Annotated in this window: 17 protein-coding genes; 11 read left to right on the forward strand and 6 right to left on the reverse strand. The window is 41.5% G+C overall.

Annotation, left to right across the window (positions count from 1 at the left end):
• Positions 1-9: 9 nt before the first annotated feature.
• Positions 10-486: a YchJ family protein gene (locus tag L2730_RS15625; protein ID WP_248975432.1), complete on the reverse strand. Its 477-nt coding sequence runs from the start codon at positions 484-486 to the stop codon at positions 10-12.
• Entirely contained in the window at positions 467-1,057 is a 591-nt protein-coding gene (locus L2730_RS15630) for a YybH family protein (protein WP_248975433.1), read from the reverse strand. The genes L2730_RS15625 and L2730_RS15630 overlap by 20 nt, the downstream gene beginning before the upstream one ends.
• 307 nt (positions 1,058-1,364) lie before the next feature.
• On the opposite strand from L2730_RS15630, the gene smrA reads away from it, so the two are divergent.
• Positions 1,365-1,955, forward strand: coding sequence for a DNA endonuclease SmrA (smrA, locus tag L2730_RS15635; RefSeq protein WP_248975434.1), 591 nt, complete (start codon positions 1,365-1,367; stop codon positions 1,953-1,955).
• A 135-nt stretch (positions 1,956-2,090) separates the two neighbouring features.
• Here smrA and L2730_RS15640 read toward each other — a convergent pair whose 3' ends face one another.
• Positions 2,091-3,926, reverse strand: coding sequence for a M2 family metallopeptidase (locus tag L2730_RS15640; protein ID WP_248975435.1), 1,836 nt, complete (start codon positions 3,924-3,926; stop codon positions 2,091-2,093).
• 186 nt (positions 3,927-4,112) lie between these two features.
• On the opposite strand from L2730_RS15640, the gene psrA reads away from it, so the two are divergent.
• Together psrA and L2730_RS15650 are read left to right on the forward strand one after the other, a co-directional pair.
• Positions 4,113-4,760, forward strand: coding sequence for a TetR family transcriptional repressor PsrA (psrA, locus tag L2730_RS15645; protein WP_248975436.1), 648 nt, complete (start codon positions 4,113-4,115; stop codon positions 4,758-4,760).
• A 5-nt stretch (positions 4,761-4,765) separates the two neighbouring features.
• Positions 4,766-7,048: an acyl-CoA dehydrogenase gene (locus L2730_RS15650; RefSeq protein ID WP_248975437.1), complete on the forward strand. Its 2,283-nt coding sequence runs from the start codon at positions 4,766-4,768 to the stop codon at positions 7,046-7,048.
• Positions 7,049-7,466: 418 nt separating this feature from the next.
• Here the strand turns inward: L2730_RS15650 and pyk are convergent, their stop codons facing one another.
• Positions 7,467-8,906 carry a pyruvate kinase gene (pyk, locus tag L2730_RS15655; RefSeq protein WP_020912491.1) on the reverse strand — a complete coding sequence of 480 codons (1,440 nt, stop codon included), beginning with the start codon at positions 8,904-8,906 and terminating at the stop codon, positions 7,467-7,469.
• Positions 8,907-9,090: 184 nt separating this feature from the next.
• Positions 9,091-9,945: a MurR/RpiR family transcriptional regulator gene (locus L2730_RS15660; RefSeq protein ID WP_020912492.1), complete on the reverse strand. Its 855-nt coding sequence runs from the start codon at positions 9,943-9,945 to the stop codon at positions 9,091-9,093.
• A gap of 313 nt (positions 9,946-10,258) precedes the next feature.
• Between L2730_RS15660 and zwf the strand changes: the two genes are divergently transcribed.
• Genes zwf through L2730_RS15680 form a run of 4 tightly spaced genes read left to right on the forward strand, consistent with a single transcriptional unit; the run spans position 10,259 to position 14,944 of the window.
• On the forward strand, positions 10,259-11,731 hold the full coding sequence (gene zwf, locus L2730_RS15665) for a glucose-6-phosphate dehydrogenase (protein WP_248975438.1): 1,473 nt from the start codon (positions 10,259-10,261) through the stop codon (positions 11,729-11,731).
• A 9-nt stretch (positions 11,732-11,740) separates the two neighbouring features.
• On the forward strand, positions 11,741-12,445 hold the full coding sequence (pgl, locus tag L2730_RS15670; protein WP_248975439.1) for a 6-phosphogluconolactonase: 705 nt from the start codon (positions 11,741-11,743) through the stop codon (positions 12,443-12,445).
• A gap of 9 nt (positions 12,446-12,454) precedes the next feature.
• A complete protein-coding gene (gene edd / locus L2730_RS15675) occupies positions 12,455-14,281 on the forward strand; it encodes a phosphogluconate dehydratase (RefSeq protein WP_248975440.1) in 1,827 nt (608 codons plus the stop codon).
• Positions 14,282-14,302: 21 nt separating this feature from the next.
• Positions 14,303-14,944, forward strand: a complete 642-nt coding sequence (locus L2730_RS15680) for a bifunctional 4-hydroxy-2-oxoglutarate aldolase/2-dehydro-3-deoxy-phosphogluconate aldolase (RefSeq protein ID WP_248975441.1) — start codon at positions 14,303-14,305, stop codon at positions 14,942-14,944.
• A gap of 90 nt (positions 14,945-15,034) precedes the next feature.
• Here the strand turns inward: L2730_RS15680 and eco are convergent, their stop codons facing one another.
• Complete coding sequence (gene eco, locus L2730_RS15685) at positions 15,035-15,616, reverse strand: serine protease inhibitor ecotin (protein ID WP_248975442.1); 582 nt, start codon at positions 15,614-15,616, stop codon at positions 15,035-15,037.
• A 516-nt stretch (positions 15,617-16,132) separates the two neighbouring features.
• Between eco and dmeF the strand changes: the two genes are divergently transcribed.
• The 4 genes from dmeF to L2730_RS15705 all read left to right on the forward strand — a co-directional run bounded on the left by dmeF (position 16,133) and on the right by L2730_RS15705 (position 20,801).
• Positions 16,133-17,095 (forward strand): CDF family Co(II)/Ni(II) efflux transporter DmeF, encoded by a 963-nt coding sequence (gene dmeF, locus L2730_RS15690; RefSeq protein WP_248975443.1) that lies wholly within the window; start codon positions 16,133-16,135, stop codon positions 17,093-17,095.
• 29 nt (positions 17,096-17,124) lie between these two features.
• Positions 17,125-17,544, forward strand: coding sequence for a MarR family winged helix-turn-helix transcriptional regulator (locus L2730_RS15695; RefSeq protein ID WP_248975444.1), 420 nt, complete (start codon positions 17,125-17,127; stop codon positions 17,542-17,544).
• Between the two features lie 482 nt (positions 17,545-18,026).
• Positions 18,027-19,652, forward strand: a complete 1,626-nt coding sequence (locus L2730_RS15700) for a phosphoethanolamine transferase (protein ID WP_248975445.1) — start codon at positions 18,027-18,029, stop codon at positions 19,650-19,652.
• A 105-nt stretch (positions 19,653-19,757) separates the two neighbouring features.
• Complete coding sequence (locus tag L2730_RS15705; protein ID WP_248975446.1) at positions 19,758-20,801, forward strand: GGDEF domain-containing protein; 1,044 nt, start codon at positions 19,758-19,760, stop codon at positions 20,799-20,801.
• The last annotated feature ends 82 nt before the right edge of the window (positions 20,802-20,883 follow it).

The following is a 20,883-nucleotide window of genomic DNA, read 5'->3' on the forward strand; positions in this document are numbered from 1 at the left end:
AATTAGCATTTATAAACAGCACTGTTTAAACTTCTTTTTACTACCACAAACACATAGCTCATTTCGTTTTGGATATATAGGGTTATGTTGGACACCTTCAGTGTAATACCAACTACCATTTTCTTTTATAAAATCAGAACTCTCGTGAATGGCATCTAATTGATTATTATCTTTAAACCAAGCTTGAAAAGTCACCTTGCCTCGTAGAGCTGATTCTGACGAAGAGATAACGTCTAAACTAAGCCAATTAGGTTGAGTACCTTCACTTAAGAGCTGAGCTGTTAAGCCGCACAGGTGTTGTTGGTGATGAGTTTCAATTAGGTAATCAAAAAGTCCTAAATAAAAAGCAGTAAAGCGCGAGCGCATTAACTGCTCTGGATTAGATGCTTTCACCTTTTTTAAATGTAATGGCTCACAGCAGTGTTTGTAGTCTTTTCCTGAGCAACATGGACACTCTGTTACTGGGTCATTGTTTGGATTGGTCATCAAATTTAGGCTTTTCAAAGCTATTTAGGGCAGTAAATTGCCGACCATAATATAGGTTTGATGAGGGCTTAGCATTAAAATAAAAAGAAGCTTCAGCTCTATTGTTAGTATCTACGGTTAAATACCATTTACCATCAGCTTTCTTTTTAGACACTGTGACGAATTTACCCGCAAATTCGCTAACCGGTTCACCTGCATCGACAGAAGGATGGAAGCGAATAAGGTAGTAGCCAATATCCGTTGCGCTTGAGCCTTCGATGTTTCTTTCGATGACTCTAAAGTCGACTTCTATTTTGGCATTTTTATGCTTTATCTTACCAAAAAAGGTTTTGTACAATTCAACAATATTGTCACGGCCAACGGTGATCTCTTCGCCTTGGCTTTCTGGGATATAGCACGCATCCTCGGAGTAAATAGAGTGTAATCGGCTAACATCTAATTCATTAAATGCTTCATTGAAGTGATCATAAAGTTCATTCAACGCTTCGTTATCATTAGCGAAAGCGAGACCTATTGCCGATATATAGAGGCAAATAGCTAGCATTAAATGATTTATAGCTTTTTTAAACATGTATGGCTTCAAAACAGTAATTCCTACCATCACTATAATCGACCCTATGATTGAACAAAAGAATTAGATCTTTACAAAGTGTGTAGATTTAATGTTAAGGCGATTAAGTGAACGAATTCAGTTCAAACGGTTATTCGTAGCACTTGCTTAGACTAGTAGATAAATAACAATAAAATACAGTGATATTGCTTAGCATAATACAGTGCTGCATTCGTTGTATTTGTACTCACTTGAGTCGTGGCGATTTGGATTATGCGTGTTGCTGGAGTAGACTAATTTGAGTTTAACGAGCAGGTAGGAGATGGTGATGCTGGAAGAAGATATGGCAATGTTTATGGATGAGATGTCAGGCGTGACGCCGATGAAAAATAATCTCACCAATGCTTCAGTCAACAGTATTAATCCAACTGATTCACAACTACTGCGGCGTAAAGAACTTGAAGCCAGTGAGTCTTTGCTGAGATTAACGTTAGATGTTGACCAAATCAAAGCGCTTGAACCAGAGCAGGTTATAGGCTTCAAACGTGATGGTGTACAAAGCGCAGTGTTTGACAGGCTCAGCTGCGGTGGTTATAAGATTGCTAACGAAGTTGATATACATCCATTAAAGCTTGCTTTAGCCAGAGAGGTACTGTTTCAGTCGATTGAGCAGGCCATAGATTTTGGGCAGCGAAGTATATTGGTTATTCATGGTAAAGGTGCCAGAAGTAAACCTATTGCAGCCTTGATGAAGTCCTTTACCGTTGCTTGGTTAACTCAAATAGACTCAGTGTTAGCGTTTCACAGTGCCAAACCGCATCATGGTGGAACTGGAGCGCTTTATGTCATGTTAACTAAATCGGCACAAAAGCGAATTGAAACTCAAGAAGTTAATCACAAAGGTGCTAATACGCGCTAATAGAGTGTAAACCTAGCCAAGTTAACATGAGTTCACTATTAGAAAATTGCCGCTGTATTACTACCTAAATTAACAAAAAGGCCATTTAAACTGATTTAAATGGCCTTTGCTGAATGCTAATACCTTAGCTTGTTTTTACCAACCACATTGGCGATTTGCCGTTTTGTTTTGTTCATCTAACCAAACTTGCAATGGCGCAAAGTAATCAAGTACTGCGTTAGCGTCCATCTCTTTGGTACCCGTAACTGCTGCTAGTGCTTCAGGCCAAGGTTTGCTTTGTCCCATCTCGAGCATGGTGTTTAGCTTAGCTCCAGCTTCTTTATTGCCGTAAATGCTACAACGGTGAACAGGTCCGTTATCGCCAGCAATCTCACATAAGGATTTATGGAATTGAAATTGCAGTATATGGGCGAGGAAATAGCGAGTGTAAGGAACATTGCCTGGTACATGATATTTTGCACCGGGATCAAAATCTGACTCATTACGTGCAATTGGGGCTTTTACACCTTGATACTTTTCACGTAGGTCCCACCAAGCTTGGTTATATTGCTCAGGGGTGATCTCGCCGCTAAATACCTTCCAACGCCACTGATCGATCATTAATCCAAAAGGTAAAAAGGCTACTTTGTCTAATGCTTGTTTTAATAGTAAACCGATATCCTTTGAGGCGTCAGGCACTTGGTCAAGTAGGCCTATCTGTTTTAAATAGTTTGGCGTAATTGATAGTGCAACTGTGTCACCAATGGCTTCATGGAATCCATCGTTAGCACTGTTTTTAAAGATAAATGGTTGTTCTTTATAGGCGCGCTGATAGAAATTGTGTCCAAGCTCATGATGAATAACGGTAAAATCTTCAGCCGTTTTCTGGATACACATTTTAATGCGAATATCATCTTCGTTATCCAAGTCCCAAGCGGATGCATGACAAACTACGTCTCTATCTTTAGGCTGTACAAACAAAGATCGTTCCCAGAAAGTATCTGGTAATGCTTCGAAACCGAGTGAAGTGAAAAAGCTCTCGGCCTGTTTGACCATTTTGACTTCATCATAGTTATGCTTAGCTAGCAACTCAGTAACATCGTATCCTGGGTCAGCATCTTGCGGAGCGACTTGGTCGTATACGTTGCCCCAGCTCTGGGCCCACATATTACCTAAGAGGTGAGCTGGAATAGCGCCTGTTGCTGGTGCGACTGTGTCACCATATTGCTCATTAAGCTCGCCGCGTACGTAACAATGCAGTGAGTCATAGAGCGGTTTAACTTGGCCCCAAAGGCGGTCCAATTCATTTGAGAAATCGTCAGGTTTCATATCATATTGACTGCGCCATAACTCTGATAAGTTCTCATAGCCAAGATCTTGCGCACCTTCGTTTGCCAACTCGACTTCTCGTTCGAATAGCGGTCGCATAGGCTTCGAAATTTCACGCCAGCCTTGCCAAACTTCAAGCAGTTCTTCTGGGTTGTTAGATTCGCCCATTATCGCAGAAAGTTCAGGCTGGGTTAAACAGCGTCCATCTTCAAAGCAATATTTCCCTTTACCGTATAGTCCGTTTAGCTGGGCACTGATGTTGGCTAGCTCGGCATTCTTAGCTGGATCTAAAGGAGCAGGTAACACGATTGAACTGCGTAGTATGTTTAATTTTCTTTTGTCCGCAGGATCTAATGTTAAATCGGCATATTGAGCAGATTGGGTTGCTAGCTTGACAGAGGTACCGGTGTACTTCTCTGACACACTGGCTGAAAGTGCCGCTGTGTCTTCAGTAATAAAGTTACTGTAGATCCACTCGGAGCGATTTATCTCAATAGATAGATCAGCCATTGTAGATTCAGCGTCAGTAATAAACTGTTTAGCTTCAGCTATTTTATCAACAGCGGGTGTATCAGTTGCTTCTGTTTTATTACAGCCTACAACACCGAGCGAGATTGCTATCAATACTGATAGCTTAGAAACCTTGGTAAAGGTTATGTTCATCTGTCAAAATCCCTTGTTATTTTTGTGTTGCTTATTTTACTTATTTTGTTGCTGATTGATAGTGGTGAGACATAGATGAAGAAAATAGCGCACATATGTAAGGTAAACAGGGTTTTTGTTTGACAAAAAGCAAGCGAGTGTTTAATTTAAACGAGTGTTTAAATTGAATTAATATAAGGCAACGGAATGGCAAATCGCTCCGATACAAAAACAAGAATACTGGATGCAGCAGAAAAGCTATTTGCAGAAAGAGGATTTTCAGAAACTTCTCTTAGATTAATAACAAGCAAAGCTGAAGTAAACCTTGCATCAGTCAATTATCATTTTGGCTCTAAGAAAGAGCTGATTAGAGCGGTGCTAGCCCGTTACCTTGATGTTTTCATGCCTGCTGCTGCTGATGCTATTGTCGCGGTTCGCAGCGCCGATGCTAATGCTTCGCTAGATGATATCTTTTCAACTCTGGTAAATCCCTTACTTGAATTAAATAAGTTAAGAGCGGAAGGGACTACAACCTTCCTTCAGCTTCTAGGAAGAGGTTATATCGAGAGCCAAGGCCATCTACGCTGGTTCATCACGACTCATTATGGCAAGTATTTAAGCTTATTTGTAAAGGCTGTTAGCGAAAGTACACCACATATTCCTCCCGCAGAGATGTTTTGGCGATTACACTTTACCTTAGGTACCGTTGTTTTCACTATGGCGTCAGCAGATGCATTAACCGAAATTGCTGAGGCAGATTTTGGCGAACACAATGATATAGAAGCCGTTATCCGAAAAGTTATCCCTTATTTGTCGGCGGGGGTTTCAGTTCCAGTTAATAAGGATGCAAACTAGAAATTATGTTTATTACGCTATTAATACTGTTAATTATCGCTGTAGCAGTGATTTTTTCGGTGAAGAACATCAGAATGCAGTTAATCACGCGACCTGTATTTAGTTTTTTTAAAAAAGTGCTACCACCTTTATCGGACACTGAGAAAGAGGCGATGGAAGCCGGTGACGTTTGGTGGGAAGGAGAACTATTTAAAGGCAAGCCGAATTGGCAGATGCTGCATAGTTATGGCAAACCAGCGCTAACTTCGGATGAGCAAGATTTTATCAATAATCAAGTTCAAACAGCGTTATCGATGATTGACGACTATGACATTGTCAGCAATAGAAAGGATCTACCGCCTGAGCTGTGGGAATACTTTAAAAAAGAGGGCTTCTTTGCGCTTATAATTCCCAAAAAGTACGGTGGACGTGCATTTTCAGCCTACGCTAATTCAACGATTGTTAGCAAAATAGCCAGCAGAAGTGTCAGCGCTGCAGTAACCGTGATGGTGCCTAACTCATTAGGTCCTGGCGAGCTATTAACTCATTATGGCACCACTGAACAAAAAGATTTTTGGTTGCCAAAACTTGCAGATGGCCAAGCGATCCCTTGTTTTGCGCTAACTGGACCAGAGGCCGGCAGTGATGCTGGAGCAATACCTGATACTGGTATTGTTTGTCGTGAAGAGTTTAATGGTGAGCAAACCTTAGGTTTGAGGCTCAACTGGAATAAACGCTATATCACGCTTGCCCCCGTTGCTGATGTATTGGGTTTGGCGTTTCAAATGAATGATCCTGATGGTTTGCTAGGTGAGCAGAAGCAGATAGGTATTACCTGCGCACTTATTCCTACTGATCATCCTGGTGTAGAAATTGGTCGTCGCCATGATCCATTACACTTAGCCTTTATGAACGGTACCACTCAAGGTAAAGATGTATTTATCCCACTAGATTGGATTATCGGTGGGCCTCAATACGCAGGTCGTGGGTGGAGGATGCTAGTTGAGTGTTTATCTGCGGGCCGTGGAATTTCATTGCCCGCTCTATCTACTGCATTGGGGCACATGGCAACTAAAACAACCACGGCTTATAGCGCGGTGAGACAACAGTTTGGTATGCCGATCGGACAGTTTGAAGGGGTGCAAGAAGCACTTGCACGGATCATCAGTAATACTTACCAGTTGGAAGCGGCGAGACGCTTAACAACAACGGGTATCGACCTTAATGTCAAACCCTCTATTGTGACTGCAATTGCTAAGTACCATATGACAGAGCTTGGACGAAATGTCATCGATGATGCGATGGACATTCAGTCAGGAAAAGGGATTCAACTGGGCCCTAAAAATTACCTAGGAAACGCCTATATTGCACTGCCAATTTCAATCACTGTCGAAGGCGCAAATATCCTTACCCGTAGTTTAATGATATTTGGCCAAGGCGCTACGCGTTGTCACCCCTATGTACTTGCAGAGATGGAAGCAGCTGGAATGGAAGACAAAGCTGCGGGACTAGAGCGCTTTGATTCACTGCTTACTGGTCATATTGGTTATGCCGCTCGCAATGGTTTTAGCGCATTTAGCCATGCGTTAACGGGGAGTTTCTTCGCTTCATCGCCTGTTAGTGGTGATACTAAGGGTTATTACAAAAGTATGACTCGCTTATCAGCTGCGTTGGCGATAATGTCTGACATGTCTATGTTAATGCTTGGCGGCGATTTAAAACGTAAAGAGATGTTGAGCGCTAGATTAGGCGATGTCTTGAGTCAGCTTTACTTAGCATCAGCCACGTTAAAGCTTTTTGAAGACAATGGCCGTCAATTTGAAGATCTGCCTACAGTAAAGCATGTGATGGCAACTAGATTGCACCTTGCTGCAAAAGCGTTAGATGAAGCGATTCGAAATTTTCCAAATCGGATTGTTGCTGGTCTACTGCGGGTATTAATCTTCCCGTTAGGAAACCACTTTAAACAAGCTGATGACAAGCTGTCTATTGAAGTGGTTAATTCGATGAGTCGTCCAGGGCCAGCACGGGATAGATTGACTTTCTTATGTGCAGATGTCGAAAACGATACTAGCGGTATTGCCGATGTTGAGCGTGCATTTATCGCTAAGTATGAATGCAAAGAGCTATTTACTCGTATGAAACAGGCTCAGAAAGAGGGCAGCTTAGCAAGAAAATTAGCGCCTCAAATCTTGTTTGACTCGGCACTAGAAATTGACTTAATTAGCAAAGAGGAACATCAACAACTTGTTGTTGCAAATGAATTAAGGTTAGCAGCGATAAATGTCGATGACTTCGAAGCGCTTTAATTTGATCAAGACTGTTGTGATGTAATGAGCGTAACGTGTTTTTTGAAAGCCACTGAATCACTTTAGTGGCTTTTTTTTGGCTTCTGTTAACTGACTGACAAAAACAAAAAATGCTTGCAACTAAGGTATAAACTACTGATGTAGGACTCTATGAATGAGGGAAGCAAGGTCGCGCTATAACTCATCGTAGTTTATTTGTTTGAATGGCCAGCTAGTCAATGTCATGTGCGTATGGACTTAGGAGCTGAAAATGAGCAAAAGGCGTCAATAGTCAGCTATAACTTTTTGATTCTTTTTTGGATAAAAGGTTCATGGGTATTAGCACTTATATCGGAAGGCATGAAAATAAAAAAGCATGTCTGTTATAAACAGACATGCTTTAAAAGGGCACCTACAAGCCATTTAAATGGCTAGCAAATTAAGCTACAACAACAACCTTGCTAGTGTTAGTACCACCAACAGTTTCCATTGCATCACCTTTAGTCATCATCGCCATGTCACCACTTTGTAGGTAACCTGCTGCCGCTAATGTTTCAAGTGCTTTTTGTGCAACCGCTTCTGGAGCATGAGCCGTTGAGTCAAAATAGACTGGTTGAACACCACGGTAAAGCGCCATCTTAGCAAGAGTTACTTCATGACGAGACATCGCGAAAATAGGCAGCGCTGAACTAATGCGAGACATCATTTGCGGTGTCGCACCAGATTCCGTTAATGCAATAATTGCTTTAACACCATCTAAATGGTTAGCAGCGTACATAGTAGAAAGTGCGATAGTCTCTTCAATCGTAGTGAACTGTTGATCAAGTCTATGCTTTGATACCTGCACACTTGGGTGAGATTCAGCACCTAAACAGACTTCAGCCATTGCTTTAACAGTTTCTTCAGGGAAGTCACCTGCAGCCGTTTCAGCTGAAAGCATCACTGCATCAGTGCCATCAAGTACGGCGTTTGCAACGTCCATGACTTCTGCGCGAGTCGGCATTGGGCTTGTTATCATAGACTCCATCATCTGAGTCGCTGTGATAACAGGCTTGTTTAGCTGACGAGAACGGCTAATCAATTTCTTTTGCACTGCTACAAGCGCTGGATCGCCAATTTCAACACCTAGGTCGCCACGAGCAACCATTACTGCGTCAGAGGCAATGATCACATCATCCATCGCTTCGTCAGAAACAACGGCTTCAGCACGTTCAACTTTAGAAACGATGAGTGCATTACTACCCGCTTCTTGCGCCAATTCACGCGCATAATTTAGATCTGCACCGCTACGTGGGAAAGAAACCGCTAGGTAATCAACTTTAATTGCAGCTGCAGTGATAATGTCACGCTTATCTTTTTCAGTTAATGCTGCAGCAGATAGTCCGCCGCCTTGCTTGTTGATCCCTTTGTTATTAGACAAAGGACCAGCAACAGTAACAATAGTGTGAACCTTGTTACCTTCAACTTTTTCAACACGCAACTGAACACGACCATCATCAAGCATCAAAATGTCGCCTAGGCTGACATCTTTTGGTAGCTCCTTATAGTCGATACCCACTTGATTCTCATCGCCTTCACCTTTTTCAAGATCGCCGTCCAAGGTATAGGCTTGGCCTAACGCCAGCTGTACCTTTTTGTTATCTTTAAAAGTTGAAATACGAATTTTAGGACCTTGAAGGTCACCAAGAACAGCAACATGAACACCAAGCTCTTTTGCAATAGCTCGTGTATCGTCTGCGCGTTTTTTGTGGTCTTCTGGTGCACCGTGAGAAAAGTTTAAGCGAACAACGTTAGCGCCGGCAGCAATAATGCGGCGTAGGTTGTCATCACGGTCTGTGGCTGGGCCCAAAGTTGTTACAATTTTGGTTCTGCGGAACATGACATACTCCGTTAAGTTTTAAAAAATTCTGACACTATATTAACAGACAATACCCTTAAATGTAGTAAAATTACGAACAAAATGATCTATCTCAAGTTTTTAATTTTGTGAACCCTTGCAACATTATTAGACTAAAGGACAGTAGAGCGTTTGCTAAACTGTCCCAAAACATGTCGAAAGCCACTTACAGAATGGGATCTTTGTCTATTCTAGATTCTTTCAATACTTCTTTAACTCGCTTCAAATTCTCACGGAAACGAGGACCTCGTCTTAGTGTGAATCCTGTCGCTAGCACATCTATTATAACCAACTGTGCTAAACGTGATGCCATTGGTAGGTACATATCGGTGTCTTCAGGGACTTCCATCGTGACAGGCAGTGTACATACCGTAGAAAGCGGAGAGTTTCGTGCGGTAATGCCTATTACAGCCGCACCATTTTCACGAGCGAGTTTTGCTATATCAATGAGAGACTTAGTTCTACCTGTATGGGAGATTAGCACCACAACATCACCTTCATTACTGTTAATACAGCTCATACGTTGCATAAGAACATCGTCGAAGGAGATGACAGGAACATTAAATCGAAAAAATTTATTCTGTGCGTCATGGGCAACAGACGCTGACGCGCCAAGACCAAAGAAAGAAATTTTCTTTGCTTGAGTTAAGACGTCAACGGCCTTATTAATCGCGGTGGTATCGATGCTTTGTCTTGCTGTATCTAGCGATGCCATTGAAGATTCGAATATTTTAGTGGTATATGAATCAGGACTATCGTCCTCTTCAACATGGCGACTGACGTAAGGAGTACCATTAGCTAGGCTTTGGGCTAAATGTAACTTAAAGTCTGGAAACCCTTTAGTATCTAGTCGACGGCAAAAACGGTTTACCGTTGGCTCGCTGACATCTGCCATTTTGGCAAGTGTAGCTATACTAGAGTGAATCGCGGTTTGCGGTGAAGAAAGAATAACTTCTGCAACTTTACGTTCAGATTTACTAAAATGGGTAAGGCTTTTTTGAACCTTTTCTAGGGTATTCATATACGTACGTCCACTCAATAGTAATGTAGTTTTATTATATTTTTGTAGTGCTTTCGAAAGCTAAGCAAGTACAACACTGGCTAAACATTTAAGCTTGGATAAAATTATAAAGATAACAGGTACAAAGATGATAAAATTTAGTAATTTTATCACGAAAGCATATCAGAGATTGTGTCAACATGCCTAATAGACTGACTTGAAGTTTATTATAGAATTTAGATGCAATTACCAATTTCTGTTGTTATATTACAACAAACATGTGAAATCTCATCAAAAATGGTGGGACACAGGATCAAAAGGAGATTTTGAAGCTATGGGCATAACAACACCAGAAGCCAAAGCTTGTGATTTTGTTCTATTTGGTACCAAAGGTGACCTCGCTAAGCGAAAGTTACTACCGTCTCTATATCAGCTTGATAAAGCAAACCTACTCAATATAGATACTAAGGTACTGGGCGTTGCCAAAGATGACTTTACTCAAGAAGAGTATCGTGAACTTGTGATGACGGCATTGAAGACATTTGTAAAAGACGAATTGTGTGACGAAACCGTCAATCGCTTTTTAGATCGTTGTCATTATGTAGGAACAAACTTTACGGTTTCTGAAGGCTATAAAGCATTTCACGATGTACTAGAGCCTGAAAAGAGAGTGATGGTGAGCTATTTTGCGACGCCACCCTCAATATTCGGTGATATCTGTCGTTGCCTAAATGAACAAAACCTTATCTTCCCTGATTCTCGTGTTGTATTAGAAAAACCTATCGGTTCAGATCTCGCCACCTCTAAGATCATTAACGATCAAGTCTCAGCTTACTTCAATGAAAATCAAGTCTACCGTATTGACCATTACCTAGGTAAAGAGACTGTACAGAATTTGCTAGCGCTGCGTTTCGCTAACTCTCTGTTCGCCTCTAAATGGGATAACCGTACCATAGACCATGTGCAGCTAACCGTCGCTGAAGAGGTTGGTATTGAAGGGCGTTGGGGCTACTTTGATAAAGCTGGACAGATGCGTGACATGATCCAAAACCATCTGCTGCAAGTTTTAACCTTAGTTGCTATGGATCCTCCTGTTAACTTAGACGCCGATAATATCCGTGATGAAAAAGTGAAAGTGCTTAAATCACTGCGCCCAATTAATTCCGATAATATTTACGAAAATACAGTTCGAGGCCAATATTCAAGTGGGTTCCTAAAAGGTGCACCAGTACCTGGCTACCTAGAAGAAGAGGGCGCTAATGTTCAGTCAAACGCTGAAACCTTTGTAGCGCTTCGCGTTGATATCGATAACTGGCGCTGGGCAGGCGTTCCCTTCTATTTAAGAAGTGGTAAGCGTATGCCGTTTAAGAGTTCTGAAATTGTGGTTTATTTTAAGAACCCACCACACAATCTTTACAGCTCCAACTACCGTAATTTACCACCTAACAAGCTGACTATTCGTCTACAACCTCATGAAGGGGTTGAGATCCAGATGTTGAACAAGGTTCCAGGCCTAGGTGAGAAGCAACGTTTGCAAACGACTAAGCTTGATTTAAGTTTCTCTGATACGTTTAAAAATGAGCGTATTGCAGATGCATATGAGCGTTTGTTGTTAGAAGCAATGCTCGGTAATCAAGCATTATTTGTTCGTCGTGATGAAGTTGAACAAGCATGGAGTTGGGTCGATGGCATCATCCAAGCTTGGGAAGAAACAGACGAGAAACCAAAGTCTTACCCAGCAGGCACATGGGGCCCAGTTGCTTCCGTCGCGCTTATCACTAAAGACGGTCGTTCTTGGGACGAGTAGGGGATCAAGATGATTAAAGAAAGTGTTTTTAAATCCTTTGACAATAAAGCTGCGCTTGAAGCGCAACTTGCAGATCGTATCGCTAATCAGTTGCAAGAAGCAGTTGATGCTAGGGGCAAAGCGAGTCTAGTTGTCTCTGGTGGTTCGACACCATTAAAGCTTTTTGAATTACTGAGTAAAAAAGCCATAGATTGGAACGATGTTTACATTACATTAGCGGATGAGCGCTGGGTCGATAACGATCACAGTGACTCTAACGAGCGGTTAGTCAGAAACAATTTGCTGCAAAATCGAGCTGCTAGTGCCAAATTTTGTGGCTTAAAAAATATGTATTCAACGCCTTATGAAGGTCAAGTTATGACCTCGGAACAGTTAGCACATTTCCCAAAGCCATTTGATGTCGTTGTTCTGGGTATGGGCAACGATGGACATACTTGTTCTTGGTTCCCTTGCGCTGATGCAAAAGAACTTGAACATGCATTAACAAGTGATGACTTATGTGTAGCGGTTACCCCAGGTAATGCGCCGCATGCACGTATATCACTTTCAAAGGCTGGCATTCTTGCAAGCCGTCAAATCTATTTACATATCGTTGGTGAGCAGAAACTTGATGTTTACCGACAAGCACTGGCAGATAACGATAGCAGTGAAATGCCGATCAGAGCCGTTCTCGATCAGCACAAAACACCCGTCGATGTTTACTGGAGCGCCTAAGGAGTAATTATGCACACCGTTGTACAGTCTGTGACAGACAGAATTATTGAACGAAGCAAAGATTCCCGCGCTAAGTACCTCGCGGCTTTAGAAGATGCGAAAAATAGAGGCGTACATCGTAGCGCATTGAGCTGCGGTAACTTAGCCCATGGTTTTGCTGCATGTAATCCAGCTGATAAATCATCGATTAAGCAGCTAACCAAAGCTAACATCGGTATCGTTACCTCATTTAACGACATGTTATCTGCGCATCAACCTTATGGCGAGTACCCAGATCTGCTTAAACGGGCCTGTAATGAAGTGGGTAGCGTTGCCCAAGTTGCTGGTGGCGTTCCTGCGATGTGTGACGGTGTCACTCAAGGTCAGCCTGGTATGGAGCTGAGCTTGTTAAGCCGTGAAGTGATTGCTATGGGCACTGCGGTTGGCTTGTCTCACAATATGTTTGACGGTGCGCTACTACTCGGTATTTGCGATAAAATTGTACCAGGCTTACTCATCGGCGCATTGAGTTTTGGTCACCTGCCAATGTTATTTGTCCCTGCGGGGCCAATGAAGTCAGGTATTCCTAACAAAGAGAAGGCGCGAATTCGTCAAAAGTATGCTCAAGGCGAAGTCGACAGAGAAGCGCTGCTAGATGCAGAATCAAAATCCTATCATAGCGCAGGTACTTGTACTTTCTACGGTACTGCAAATAGCAATCAGTTGATGCTTGAAGTGATGGGGCTACAGCTGCCAGGCTCATCTTTCGTCAATCCAGATGATCCTTTACGTGAAGTCTTAAGCAAAACAGCGGCTAAACAGGTGTGTCGTTTGACTGAAATGGGTACGCAGTACACGCCTATTGGTAAAATCGTTTCTGAAAAATCTATTGTTAACGGCATCGTTGCATTGTTGGCAACAGGTGGTTCAACAAACCTGACCATGCATATTGTTGCTGCTGCACGTGCTGCCGGTGTCATCATTAACTGGGATGACTTCTCAGAGTTATCTGATGCGGTACCACTGCTAGCTCGTGTTTATCCAAATGGACATGCTGATATTAACCATTTCCACGCTGCTGGTGGCATGGCTTTCTTGATTAAAGAACTGCTTGATGGTGGACTTTTACATGAGGACGTTGAGACTGTTGCAGGCTTTGGATTGAAGCGTTACACCCAAGAACCGCAGATCCGTGATGGTGAATTGACCTGGGTTGATGGCCAGAAAACAAGCTTAGACTCAGAAGTGCTAACCAGCTTAGACAGTCCTTTCCAAGCTAATGGTGGTTTAAAGCTACTAAAAGGTAACTTGGGCCGAGCAGTGATAAAAGTCTCAGCAGTACAAGAGCAGCACCGTATTGTTGAAGCCCCAGCTGTTGTTATCGATGATCAAAATAAGCTTGAAGCGATCTTTAAAGCAGGCGAGTTAGATAAAGACTGTGTCGTGGTTGTAAAAGGCCAAGGGCCAAAAGCCATTGGTATGCCAGAACTGCATAAACTGACACCTATATTAGGTACCTTGCAAGATAGAGGTTTTAAAGTAGCACTGCTTACCGATGGCCGTATGTCTGGGGCATCAGGCAAGGTGCCAGCTGCTATACACTTAACACCAGAAGCGTTAGATGGTGGCATGATTGCCAAGATCCATAATGGTGACTTGGTTAGAGTCGATGCTACTACAGGTGAGTTAAGTCTTCTGGTTGATGAAGCTGAACTGCAGGCAAGAACGCCTGAAAAGGTTGACCTACACAAAACAAGCTATGGCATGGGACGTGAACTCTTCGGAGCACTAAGAGCTAGCTTAAGTAGTCCTGAAACCGGTGCGCGCAGTACTAGCGCCATAGATGAAATTTATTAAAGACAAAGGAAGAGTAACGCAATGCTTGAGAATAACTGGTTAATTCAACCACAAGATATTTTTAATCGCAGCCCTATTGTTCCTGTCATGGTGATCAATAAGATTGAACATGCTGTGCCATTGGCAAAAGCACTCGTTGCTGGCGGTATTAGTGTGCTAGAGGTGACATTACGTACTGATTGCGCGCTTGAAGCCATCAGCAAAATCGCAAAAGAAGTACCCGAAGCATTAGTTGGCGCGGGTACGATTTTGAATGAAGCGCAGCTAACTCAAGCGGTTAATGCAGGTGCACAGTTTGTTATCACCCCTGGTGCAACGACAGATCTACTAAAAGCTGCGATGGCTGGGACTACACCGTTAATACCTGGTGTGGCTAGTATCTCTGAAGTTATGGAAGGGATGGCACTTGGATATACCAACTTTAAGTTCTTCCCTGCAGAAGCTTCAGGTGGCGTGAATGCACTTAAGGCATTCTCAGGACCACTTGCTGATATTCGCTTTTGCCCAACAGGCGGGATAACGCCGAGTAGTTACAAAGACTACTTAGCGCTAAAAAATGTAGATTGTATTGGCGGTAGTTGGATTGCGCCAACAGATGCAATGGAGCAGGGTGATTGGAATAGAATTACCGCGCTATGTAAAGAAGCCATCGGCGCACTTTAAAAACTACAAACGCAGGCCTTATTATAGATATGGCTGCCAGGAACTAAAAAAAGCTACCTTGAGGTAGCTTTTTTTAGTTCCAAATAAATATTATTTAGCTTTAGTGCCTGAATAAGCGAATGGCGCATCCACTTTCCAAACTCTGTAGCGTACCTGGCTGTTTTCTGGTAAATAAATCACTTTAGGTAAACGGCTGTCATAAGGAATTTTTAGACTACCTGGAATGGGTAAAAACTGTTCAGTTAATGCTTTATCAAAACAGGCCATCATAGTGCTTGGCCCTTCATTAATCGTATCGACCTGGTAATAGTTGTAGCCCCATCCCTTTACTGATAATTGCTTTAACTCACCAGTAAGGCCATGTTTATTGCAATCTACCATTTTAGTTTGACCTACCTGGACCTCAAGTATGTAATCTGCTTCATTATCTAATGAGTCCAGCGTCAATATGTGTTGTACCTGCCCCTCTTTTGGAGCTGGAAACATTTTAGAGGCTTCTTGTGAGACATAATCTGTCGCTGAATAGACCTGTGCATTGATCATAGGTTGTACCGTTTGGTCAGGTTTTACTGGTGACGTAGCGCTAGCTGAAAAAGTCGCTGCGGTGAGAAGAAGGCCCGATGCTAGGGTTAAACTACGTACTTGCTTGTTTGAAAATGCGTTCAAAATCATAATGGCTCCAAAATATAAAATGATTAAACTGACTTGTGATACCTCTACTAACGGCATTAAAACCAAAAGGGGTTAAATATTACTTAATTATTTATAGTTTATTTCCATTTTTTTGTAAAAACCAAATAAAACAAAGCACTATGTATTTTTCCTATTCCCCGTGTAATGTTTTTTGCCTTAGTAAAATAAGCTTTCTTCAGCAGTAGGGTACAAAAGTAGCAATTCTTTTTTTACGTTAGGTCACATCTTTTTAAATTTTTGTTGTCGTTACACTCATATTGCTGGAATAATAGTTTGATAGTCAAAATATCTATTTTTGGAGATAATTGATATCCAAGCTAACTCTGCAGCATACTTGTCAAAGGTTCATTATGCATAACAGCAAAATAATGATGCCAACATAAGCGTGCTGCAGATAAAAGTTGAATACAGATCTAGTCGCCATAGATAGGGTGAAATTTGACTATAGAACATTAAATGATAAGACAACAAACGTTGCATAAAGGATCGGGGATTATGGGAAACGCTGAACAATTACGCCAACAATGGACGCACAAGCACAACTTTGCTGCGCACAATAGTAGTGGAGAGCGCAATACTGCCATTGTATTGCTATTAACTGTTGTGACTATGTTTGCAGAGATTATTGCTGGAACTATTTACGGCTCTATGGCTCTGCTAGCAGACGGCTGGCACATGGGGACTCATGCTGCAGCCTTTCTAATTACCTTATTCGCATATCGTTATGCACGCAAGCATGCAAACTCGCCAACATTCTCCTACGGTACGGGTAAAGTGAGTGTGCTGGGAGGGTTTACTAGTGCGGTAGCCTTAGGACTTGTCGCATTAGTGATGTTAGTCGAATCAGCTGTTAGATTGGTTAATCCGCAAGACATTCATTTCGATCAAGCCATAATGGTTGCTGTAATAGGTTTGATTGTTAATGTCGTCAGTGTATTTCTATTAAAAGATCATCATAATCACGACCATGGACATAGCCATGGAGATAGTCATCAGCACAGTCACGAGCATAATCACTCACACGGTCATGAAGATCATAATCTCAAAGCTGCATATTTCCATGTGCTCGCTGATGCATTGACATCACTGCTAGCAATTTGTGCATTGCTTTTAGGAAAATATGTGGGTCTTAATTGGTTGGATCCAGTCATGGGAATTGTAGGTGCTGTAATTATTTCTCGTTGGGCCTGGGGGCTGATGCATCAAACCGCGCCGATTTTGCTCGACGCTAGCATGAAGCAAAAACCTTTAGCAGAAATAAAACAATTAATAGAGAAAGAGGGTGATAGCTTGGTTGACCTGCACGTTTGGAAAGTCAGTGCTGATCACTATGCAGCAAGCTTAATCGTTGTGAGTGAAAGTGGTGCAAATTGTGATGATATTAAAAAGAAATTATCGGAAATTAAGGCTTTAAGTCATGTAACCGTTGAAGTGCATAAGGTCTGTCAGGCACAATAACGTTTCAACCGCTCAGGAAACAAAATTAGATGAAAAACCAAGACGATCACTTAAATCACGCCATCATTGAGTTTTATGAAAAGTTATCGTCTTGGGAAATGGCTGTTGTTAAAGACAATGGCTTTAGCTTACCCCAAGTACATACCGTTGAGATTTTAGGCTTGAATGGTCCAATGAGAATGAAAGAGTTGGCAGAGAAAATAGGTGTCACTACAGGCACACTAACCGTTCAAATTGATAAAATGGTAAAAGCTGGCTTAGTGTTGCGTCGCGCCCACGAAACTGATCGTCGTTCGATATTAGTGGAATTAACTGATGCTGGCCAAGTGATGTTTGAAGAGCATGATAAACTCCACATGCAACTTACCGCAGATCTTACAGTAAATTTTAGCGAACAAGAGCGTAGTCTGATGTTAGATTTCTTTAAGCGTATCAATAATGAGTTTTGATTTTTTCGCTTAAGTAGAAAGTCTACACAAACCATAATTTCAACCTAATTACTTCGGTTAATCTACTAAAGCAATCAAATCTTGCCATTATGTTGCAGATTAAAACAGCGTCACTAGACACACGCCTTCTAGGAAAACACTTTCTTCAACAAACTGTTCCTTCAACAAACTGTTCCTTCAACAAACACTAACATCAAAAATACGATGAACTTATTGATTGATTTAGTGCCTACTATTGGGTCTATTTCGAGTTTTCTGCTGTTTTTATTCGATCGTCAGCAAATTAATATGATTAGGCAAAGAAATGCGTAAAACAATTTAACAAGTATTGAGCTAGTGTTAATATGTTTGCACTATTGTTGCGCTGCCATTGTTGCGTGACAGTCGTGCTAAAAGGAGATAATGACATTATCAATTAGCACACACCGAATACCGTCAAAAGTAGTTATGATCCTGGTCAAATAATAAGAGAGTGCCTCACTGTGTTATCTCGTTTAAAAAGCCTTAGCAGTAATCAGTTTACAGTCATACTAGCGCTTTATTATGTCTGTGTTTTTAATATTCCATTTTTTCAAATCGTTAAACAGGGAGTAGAGAAGCAAGCGGATGTAAACCTTGTTTTTATCGCAACTATTCCACTCTTTCTAATTTTTGCACTCAGTTTTATATTTAGCATTTTTTCATTCAAGTACCTTGCGAAACCGTTTTTCATCCTGCTCACGCTAATGTCATCAAGCGTGTTTTTTGCTGCGTTGCAGTACGGCGTGGTTTTTGATTACGGGATGATTGAAAATACCTTTGAGACAAACTCTGCTGAAGCTGTGACCTATTTAAATTGGGCTTCAGTGCTTAACTTTGTTGTGACTGGCGTTGTTCCTGCGGTGCTTATCTTTAAGGCTAATATTGAATTTAAACCACTGGTTAAAGAGCTGTTGTATAAGTTTGTTCTTATGGCTGCCATGCTTATTGGTATTGGTATTATCGCGATTTTCTACTATCAAAATTATGTTTCGTTTGGCCGTAATAATGACATCATAAAACGCCATATCATTCCTACATATTTTATAGGTTCTACTGCAAAATACATTAATACCAATTATCTGCAAGAGCCAATTAAGTACAAGCAACTCGGTCTAGATGCAAAGAACACCACAGATAAACAAAATGACAAGCCGAACCTAGTGGTACTGGTAGTGGGTGAAACCGCACGTGAGATGAATTATGAATACTATGGCTATGGCAAACCGACGAATACACATACGAAAGGACAAGGTTTATTAACGTTTAAAGATACGCACTCTTGCGGGACGGCTACCGCTGTGTCACTGCCTTGCATGTTCTCCAGAATGGATAGAAAGCACTACGAGTCTAGACAGGCAAAAGCACAGGACAATGCTATAGATGTGCTAAATCATGCAGGTATAGGGCTAGACTGGCTTGATAATGACAGTGGCTGTAAAGGTGTCTGTCGTAATATTGATAATATACTTATTGCACACGACAGTGATCCTGATTTATGTAATGGACAATACTGTTATGATCAGGTCCTACTCAATACACTTGATGATCGCCTTAGTGGTATAAGCAGAAAAGATAGCCTTATTGTACTGCATATTATTGGTTCACATGGTCCAACTTACTACCTGCGCTACCCAGATGAACATCGCTTTTTTACGCCAGATTGTCAGCGCAGTGATATTCAAAATTGTAGTGATGAAGAGTTGGTGAATACCTATGACAATACGATTTTATATACCGATTACATTGTGTCGCAGGTGGTGAAAAAGCTTCAGGCAAAAAACGAAGAGTTCGATACAGCAATGCTCTATATAAGCGATCATGGTGAGTCGTTAGGTGAAAGTGGCATGTATTTGCATGGTGCACCCTATGCGTTTGCACCAGAGGAGCAAACTAAAGTTCCTTTCTTGGGTTGGTTCTCTGCAGGTTTTGCAAAACAAAATAAACTGGATCTGAGTTGTCTGGCCAAGGAAGCAGAGCAAGGAGGTTACTCTCACGATAACCTGTTTGATAGTTTATTAGGCTTAATGAATGTCAGTACAGAGGTTTATCAGCAAGAGAAAGATATTTTCTCTAGCTGTAGACAGTAGTAATCAGTCAAAAGTAGTAAATAAATGATAAAAGAGGATGGCAACATCCTCTTTTTTGTTTATTGTATTGATAAGTATGATATTTAGTCCTGGGGAAGATAATTTATGGATATGGCTCAACATTTGTCCGAGACCGAGCTGTCAGCTCGAATTCTAAGGCATGCAGTTCCCAAGATGTCAGAACTGAACATTCCAGTTACACCGAATAACTATTCCGTTTGGTATGAGTATTACTTAGGAATTAATTTAGATCTAAAAAGGGCCATAGATGGCTTGCTGGCAAACGAAGTCAGTTTTACCGCGACGGTATGTGAAGGTTTGTTTACCACGTATATACAGCAACATTCACCCGAAGTGATGGAGAATGTGCAGATAGAAACGCAATTATTAATTAATCAGTTGCTTGCTAAAATTGCTGGAATGAGTCACGGAAATGTAAAGTTTTCATCGTCGTTAAAGGCGTTTGATAAGGCACTTAAAACTAATCCAAGCTCTGAAGTCTTACAGCAACTTGTCGATGATATTACCACCGAATTAGATGGTATTATTGATGCTAATATTGCCATGGATCAAAGCCTTAATACCATTAATCAAGAGGTTTCAGCACTTAAATCTGAGATGTCTGAACTTCGCTCTGTTGTCATGACCGATCAACTGACATCACTTAATAATCGCCGCGCTTTTGACGAAGAAGTGATAAGTCATATTGACACCTTCAACCAGAAAGAGTTTGAAAGTAGTTTACTGGTGGTTGATATTGATCATTTCAAAAAGTTCAACGATGTACATGGCCATTTAATCGGCGACAAGGTGTTAACATACGTAGCTCAAGCCCTGAAGCAGAGTGTTAAAGGCGATGATTTTGTTGCTCGGTACGGCGGCGAGGAGTTTGTCATCTTGTTGCCTAATACGGGAATCGCTGAAGCTAAAATTGTCGCTAATAATTTGCGACAAAAAATAGCAAAACGGAACCTGACCATAGGCAAAGAGAAAAAACTCCCTTTGGGCAACATTACGGTTTCAGTTGGCTGTGCGTCATTGAAACATGAAGATAGCAAAGATAGCTACTTTATTCGTGCTGATGAGGCGCTGTATCGTGCTAAATCAGCGGGCCGTAACTGTGTGATGGTCGAATCAGAGTCTGGTTAGACAGGTTTTCTCAATCGTTGTAGAAGAAAGTGGGCGCTAATTTGCCCACTTAAATTGTGCTGCATCACTAAACCCTGATCTA

The sequence above is a fragment of the Shewanella kaireitica genome (assembly GCF_023284045.1).
Classification (GTDB): domain Bacteria; phylum Pseudomonadota; class Gammaproteobacteria; order Enterobacterales; family Shewanellaceae; genus Shewanella; species Shewanella kaireitica.